The following is a 5,790-nucleotide window of genomic DNA, read 5'->3' as shown; positions in this document are numbered from 1 at the left end:
AGGCCGCGGCGGCGGCCAGTTCGGCGCGCGCGGCGGCGGCCTTGCGGGTCTTGCCCGCGCGCGACGGCGGCTGGCAAAGGCCGCAGACGAAACCTTGATGTGGATCATGCGCATGCGCGACGAAGTGGCCGCCACAGCGCGTGCAGGGGGTCATCTGCAGCATCCCCGAATCGAAGAAACGCACGAGCGTCCACGCGCGGGTGAGGCTCAGCGCGGCCTCGTCGCCGGACAGGTTCACGTGCTCCTGGTAGAGCCGGTACGCCTTCACGATCGACTGGATCGGCTCGCAGCGGCCGTGGTCCTGCATGAACCGGTAGATGTTGTAGAACAGCGACGAGTGGATGTTCGGCTGCCACGTCATGAACCAGTCGGTCGAGAACGGCAGCATCCCCTTCGGCGGCGACACGCCCTTCAGTTCCTTGTACAGCTTGATCAGACGATCCCGCGACAGGCTCGTCTCCGCTTCCAGCAACTGCAGCCGGGCGCCCAGTTCGATCAGTTCGATGGCGAGGGTGATTTCCTTCACCTCGATCACGACGCTTTTGCTTGCCATGGTGATAACCGTCCGCTTGACGTGATTCGGATGGGTGGCCAATACGCTGTCCGCCGGCGCGACACGCCGGGACTCAACGCAAGGCGGGGTGATGGATCAGCGGACGCCTTCGACCTGCTGCCCGGCCATCAGGATGGCCGAGTGGGCGTGCGCGACGACATCGCTGCGGCCCTTGTCGGCGAGCGACGACAGCAGCGCGTGATCATCGAAGCGGAAGCGGCACAGCATCTGGTTGGACGCGGCGAGTTTCACGGTCTGTGCGAGCGTGAGGTTCCCGAGCACGTCGGCCAGTTCCTGGGAAATTCCCATGCGGAACATGCCCATCGCCTTGTCTTCCCGCAGCAGGCGTTGCGCGAGGAGGAGGTACGACAGGTTGACCTCTTTGATCTCACTGAGCATTTCGCTGGTAGCGCTCATGATTCCCCCGTTAAAGAGCTTTCTTTGGCCATTCGTGTTATGAAAACGTTTGCTCGATCAGGGCGCTCTGGGCGCGCAGTCGGCTCGTTTATAGTCTTACAGGGCGAATTTTGGCCAAACGGCATTTATGCCGGTATCAGCGAAGTGGCGTATGCCATGCAGGATTTGTCTGTAAACCGTGTAGGAATTTTTCCGACAAGGCGAATTGAAAGCTTCAGTCGGGAAAGCAAGTGCCGGCGCGGGTTCGGCTGTGATGGATCCAATGGCCTCGGTGCAATAACGAAAGGCTTTCCGGGCAAGGCTGCCGGCAATCGAATCGGTAAAAATTATAGTGCTTTTTCACGATGACGCAACAATAGTTGCATCTGTCTCCATTCCTGATTCCGCGCCCTTTTTCTCGGGGTTTTTGCGTATTTCATCGTGTAACAAGCCTTAAGTGTTTGAAAAAACACTCGAACCCCTCAGGGCGATATCGATAATGGACTCCAATGGGCGGCGGCGCGAGCCGTGCCGGCCCGCCCCGCAGCTTGCCGTCCGGCGCCCCGCGCACCCCGCCCAGGGCACGGCCACGTACCGCCAACCGCGTGCGTCGGCGAGTTCCGCAACCTTGCACGGGATCCGCATCGGCACCCTCGTGCCCCCGGATCAAACAGGAGAACACCCATGCGAATTGCCCAGATCGCGCCGCTTTACGAAGCCGTTCCGCCGAAACTCTACGGCGGCACCGAGCGTGTCGTGTCCTACCTCACCGAGGCGCTCGTCGAACTCGGCCACGACGTGACGCTGTTCGCCAGCGGCGACTCCGTCACGTCGGCGCGCCTCGAGGCGGCCTGGCCGCGCGCGCTGCGGCTCGATCCGTCGATCCGCGATTCGATGGCGCCCCATATGCGCCTCCTCGAGCAGGTCGCCCGGGTCGCGCACGAATTCGACGTGCTGCACTTCCACCTCGACTACCTGCCGTTCCCGCTGATGTCGCGCCTCGACACGCCGTACGTGACGACGCTGCACGGCCGCCTCGACCTGCCGGAACTGCAGCCGGTGTTCGACGCGTTCCCCGACGCGCCGGTCGTGTCGATCTCGAACAACCAGCGCAAGCCGCTGCCGCAGGCTGCGTGGGCCGGCACCGTGTATCACGGGCTGCCCGACACGCTGCTCACGCCGCAGCCGGGCGTGAAGCCCGAATACCTCGCGTTCCTCGGCCGGATCTGCCCCGAAAAGCGCGTCGACACCGCGATCCGGATCGCCGCGCAAAGCGGGCTGCCGCTGAAGATCGCTGCGAAGGTCGACAAGGCGGACGCCGACTATTTCAAGGAAGTGATCGAGCCGCTGCTCGGCGAGGCGCATGTCGAATTCATCGGCGAGATCAACGAGGCGCAGAAGCCCGCGTTCCTGTCCGGCGCGAAGGCGCTGCTGTTCCCGATCGACTGGCCGGAGCCGTTCGGCCTCGTGATGATCGAGGCGATGGCCTGCGGCACGCCGGTCGTCGCATTCAACCGCGGCTCGGTGCCGGAAGTGATCGAGGACGGCGTCACGGGCTTCATCGTCGAGGACGTACAGGGTGCGGTCGGCGCGCTGCACCGGATCGACAGCCTGTCGCGCACCGCGATCCGCGAACGTTTCGATACGCGCTTCAGTTCGAAGGCAATGGCGCAGCGTTATGTCGAAACTTACGAATCGCTTTGCACGGGAGCGCGCCAACCGGCATTGCGCCGCGTCGCCGGCGCCTGATACGGAAATCCGCGAAGAAATATTTCGTAATCCAATCCGCGCCGCAATCGGCGCGCCAAACAAAAGAGCCGCATCTCGATGCGGCTCTTTTGTTTGGGTTTTCGGTCATTCGGTCATTCGATCAGGAAACGATCGCGGTTTTTACCGACGATCCAATTCGGCGGCTTGCCGCGCCCGCTCCAGGTCGCGCCCGACTTCGGGTCGCGGTATTTCGGCGGCAGCGGCGCCTTCTTCGGCGGGCGCCCGCGCTTCGCTCGCTCCGCGAAGCCCAGATCCTGGGCAGTCAGTCCATATTCGGCAATCTTTTGCTGGACTTCGGCAATCACTGCCGCCACTTCCTGGCGGCGCACATCATCCGCCTGGGCCTGCAGATCCGCGATCTGCGCCTTGAGTTTCGCGTATTGAGACATTTTTCGACTCCCCTTTTGATGATGCGGCCCCGGCGAATCCGGCCGGGACACCAACATCCGTTACGCCATCCGCACTGCCGCCCTGCCCTTCGAAATTAATGCTGCCATCTTTAACCGATTCGACTATATCGAGAATGCGGACTTATTCTAATAAGGGCATTCGTCAGCCATTAAAATTTAACAATCGTTGACCCTCCCCCACCCGATTCATTTCCTATAATCCAGACCAATTCCGGATGACGGTTTAAATCCGTCGCATCGTCCGGTCGCCTTCAATCCACTTGAACTTGAACGAGGTCCTTACATGAATCTTTCTCAGCGTCTCGCTGCAGAGGCATTCGGCACGTTCTGGCTGGTGCTCGGCGGGTGCGGAAGCGCCGTGCTGGCCGCCGCCTTTCCGGGCCTCGGCATCGGCTTTGCCGGCGTCGCACTTGCCTTCGGCCTGACCGTGCTGACGATGGCATTCGCAATTGGCCATATTTCGGGCTGCCACCTGAATCCCGCGGTGAGCGTCGGCCTGACGGTCGCCGGCCGCTTCCCCGCACGCGATCTCGTGCCGTACATCGTCGCGCAGGTTGTCGGCGCGACGCTCGGCGCATTCGTGCTGTACCTGATCGCGACCGGCAAGCCGGGCTTCGACGTCGTCGGCAGCGGCTTCGCGACGAACGGCTTCGGCGAGCGCTCGCCCGGCCACTACGCACTCGGCGCGGCGTTCATTTGCGAAGTCGTGATGACGGGCTTCTTCCTGTTCGTGATCCTGGGCGCCACCGACAAGCGCGCACCGGCCGGCTTCGCGCCGATCGCGATCGGCCTTTGCCTGACGCTGATTCACCTGATCTCGATTCCGGTCACCAACACGTCGGTGAACCCGGCCCGCTCGACCGGCCCCGCGCTGTTCGTGGGCGGCGAAGCAATCGGCCAGCTCTGGCTGTTCTGGGTGGCGCCGATCATCGGCGCGGCACTCGCCGGGATCATCTACCCGCTGGTCGCCGGGCGTGACAACGCCGTCGACCTGCTGCCGGCATCCGCTCGCACAAGCGAATAAATCACTACGGGGTCAAGCGAGCAGAGCAGCGAGCCTCACGCTGTCCAAGAATATCGAGGCAGGTAATTTCGACGGGCGCCGCTGGCGCCCGTTTTTCATTTCCGCCCGGGGCGGACGCTCAGGACGCGGCGGCGTTGCCTTCGAGCGAGAACAGCGTGCGCAGGTGACGGGCGACGCCCGCGTCGAAGTTGTTGCCGATCCGCGGGATGTGCGGCAACCGCGCGACCAGGTCGGGGTTCGCGTTGTTCATCATGAACGCGTGGCCGGCGGTCTCGAGCAGGTCGATGTCGTTCATGTTGTCGCCGAACGCGATGCAGTGGCCGGTGTCGACGCCGAGCCGCGCGAGCACCGAGCGCAGCGCGCGGCCCTTCGACACGTTCGCGGTCATCACTTCCAGGCAGTCGGGCAGCGAGTACGTGACGTACAGCGCATCGCCGAAGCGCACGCGCATCTGCTCGGCGACGACCGCCAGATCGGCCGGATCGCCGATGTACAGCACCTTCGCGATATCCGTGCCGTCGTGCGCGGCCATGTCGATCACGTCGTAGCGGAAGCCCGAATCCTGGTGGAATTCGAGCAGGTGCGGCGCGTCGCGGTCGATCAGCCAGCCCTGGTCGGTGAACAGGTTGACGATCACGCGGCCGTGCGCACCGACGATATCCGGCTGCACGAGGCCGCGGACGATTGCCGGATCGATGTCCTGCGCGTGGATCGTCGTGTCGTCCGGCGCATGCACGCGCGCGCCGTTCGACGTGATCAGGTACGGCCGGATGCCGAGCACGTCGCGAATGCCGGCGACGTCCGCGTAGTGGCGCCCGGTGGCGATCACGAACTGCAGGCCGTCGCGGTCGAGCCGGCGGACGGTGTCGATCGTGTACGGATCGAGCTGGTGGTCGCTGTTCAGCAAGGTACCGTCGAGATCGGTGGCGATGACTTTGTACATGGGACGGGAGAATGGCGCTCAGGGCTCTGCGGAACGGCCATTCTAACGTCGTGCCCGGTTGCCCGCCGGACGGTTCCCGGCCGATCGCCGCCGTCGGCCCGGTTTCGGTGCGCGTTCAGCTGTCCTCAAATGCCTTCAGTTGCTCAGTTGCCTTCCGCCTCGTGCAGCGCCTGCAGCGCGAGCCGCAGCGCGCCGTGCGCCGAATCGTCGAGCGGCGCGCGCAGCCGCGCGGCATGGCGCGCCGGCACGGCCGGAGCCAGTGCGTCCGCCAGGCCGCCGCACAGTGCGACCGGCAGCGCCTGCTGCGGATCGAGCGCGTCGATCATCTTGCCGATCTCGTCGCCCGCCTGCGCGATCAGCGCGCCCGCGACCGGATGCGAACGGTGCGCGAACACGATCGGCGCAAGCCGCGCGTAGATCGTCTGGTTCGCATCGCACGACCACTGGACGAGCGCGTCGCGATCCTGCGCGCCCGTTTCCGCGAGCAACGCGTTCGCGAACGCATCGCGCGGTACGCGGCCGTCGAGCGCCTGCTGCGCATACGCGAGCGCACGCACGCCGAGCCACGCACCGCTCGCCTCGTCGCCGGACGGAAAGCCGAAGCCGCCCGCGATCCGGCAGGCGCCGGCCGCATCGAGCGCCGCCGCGATGCTGCCGGTGCCGAGCGCGACGATGAGCCCCGGCGCGCCGCCGT

At 64.7% G+C, this 5,790-nt stretch carries 7 protein-coding genes; 2 read left to right on the top strand and 5 right to left on the bottom strand.

Annotated features, from left to right (window positions below):
* Both flhC and flhD read right to left on the bottom strand, forming a co-directional pair.
* Positions 1–553: flagellar transcriptional regulator FlhC (gene flhC, locus DPV74_RS38505; RefSeq protein ID WP_011350591.1), on the bottom strand; the 553-nt coding region annotated here is incomplete at its 3' end.
* A gap of 96 nt (positions 554–649) precedes the next feature.
* Positions 650–970, bottom strand: a complete 321-nt coding sequence (gene flhD, locus DPV74_RS38500; protein WP_027788649.1) for a flagellar transcriptional regulator FlhD — start codon at positions 968–970, stop codon at positions 650–652.
* 663 nt (positions 971–1,633) lie between these two features.
* On the opposite strand from flhD, the gene DPV74_RS38495 reads away from it, so the two are divergent.
* Positions 1,634–2,698 carry a glycosyltransferase family 4 protein gene (locus DPV74_RS38495; protein ID WP_059528163.1) on the top strand — a complete coding sequence of 355 codons (1,065 nt, stop codon included), beginning with the start codon at positions 1,634–1,636 and terminating at the stop codon, positions 2,696–2,698.
* 113 nt (positions 2,699–2,811) lie between these two features.
* Here DPV74_RS38495 and DPV74_RS38490 read toward each other — a convergent pair whose 3' ends face one another.
* A complete protein-coding gene (locus DPV74_RS38490) occupies positions 2,812–3,108 on the bottom strand; it encodes an H-NS histone family protein (RefSeq protein ID WP_021162849.1) in 297 nt (98 codons plus the stop codon).
* A 304-nt stretch (positions 3,109–3,412) separates the two neighbouring features.
* Here DPV74_RS38490 and aqpZ point away from each other — a divergent pair, with 304 nt between their 5' ends.
* Positions 3,413–4,153: an aquaporin Z gene (gene aqpZ, locus DPV74_RS38485; protein WP_021162848.1), complete on the top strand. Its 741-nt coding sequence runs from the start codon at positions 3,413–3,415 to the stop codon at positions 4,151–4,153.
* 118 nt (positions 4,154–4,271) lie between these two features.
* Here the strand turns inward: aqpZ and DPV74_RS38480 are convergent, their stop codons facing one another.
* Positions 4,272–5,096, bottom strand: a complete 825-nt coding sequence (locus DPV74_RS38480; RefSeq protein ID WP_048025307.1) for a Cof-type HAD-IIB family hydrolase — start codon at positions 5,094–5,096, stop codon at positions 4,272–4,274.
* A 143-nt stretch (positions 5,097–5,239) separates the two neighbouring features.
* Positions 5,240–5,790 (bottom strand): BadF/BadG/BcrA/BcrD ATPase family protein (locus DPV74_RS38475; protein ID WP_346341823.1); only part of this gene is annotated, 551 nt, incomplete at its 5' end.

The organism is Burkholderia sp. HAN2018 (assembly GCF_024704855.1).
Lineage (GTDB): Bacteria > Pseudomonadota > Gammaproteobacteria > Burkholderiales > Burkholderiaceae > Burkholderia > Burkholderia cepacia.
The sequence above is the reverse complement of the archived record's forward strand: the minus strand, read 5'-3'. Positions and strand labels throughout refer to the sequence as shown.

Excerpts from the sequence above, each read along its gene's own strand:
- flhD (WP_027788649.1), bottom strand. The coding sequence starts at position 970 with ATGAGCGCTACCAGCGAAATGCTCAGTGAGATCAAAGAGGTCAACCTG.
- DPV74_RS38495 (WP_059528163.1), top strand. The coding sequence starts at position 1,634 with ATGCGAATTGCCCAGATCGCGCCGCTTTACGAAGCCGTTCCGCCGAAA.
- DPV74_RS38490 (WP_021162849.1), bottom strand. The coding sequence starts at position 3,108 with ATGTCTCAATACGCGAAACTCAAGGCGCAGATCGCGGATCTGCAGGCC.
- aqpZ (WP_021162848.1), top strand. The coding sequence starts at position 3,413 with ATGAATCTTTCTCAGCGTCTCGCTGCAGAGGCATTCGGCACGTTCTGG.
- DPV74_RS38480 (WP_048025307.1), bottom strand. The coding sequence starts at position 5,096 with ATGTACAAAGTCATCGCCACCGATCTCGACGGTACCTTGCTGAACAGC.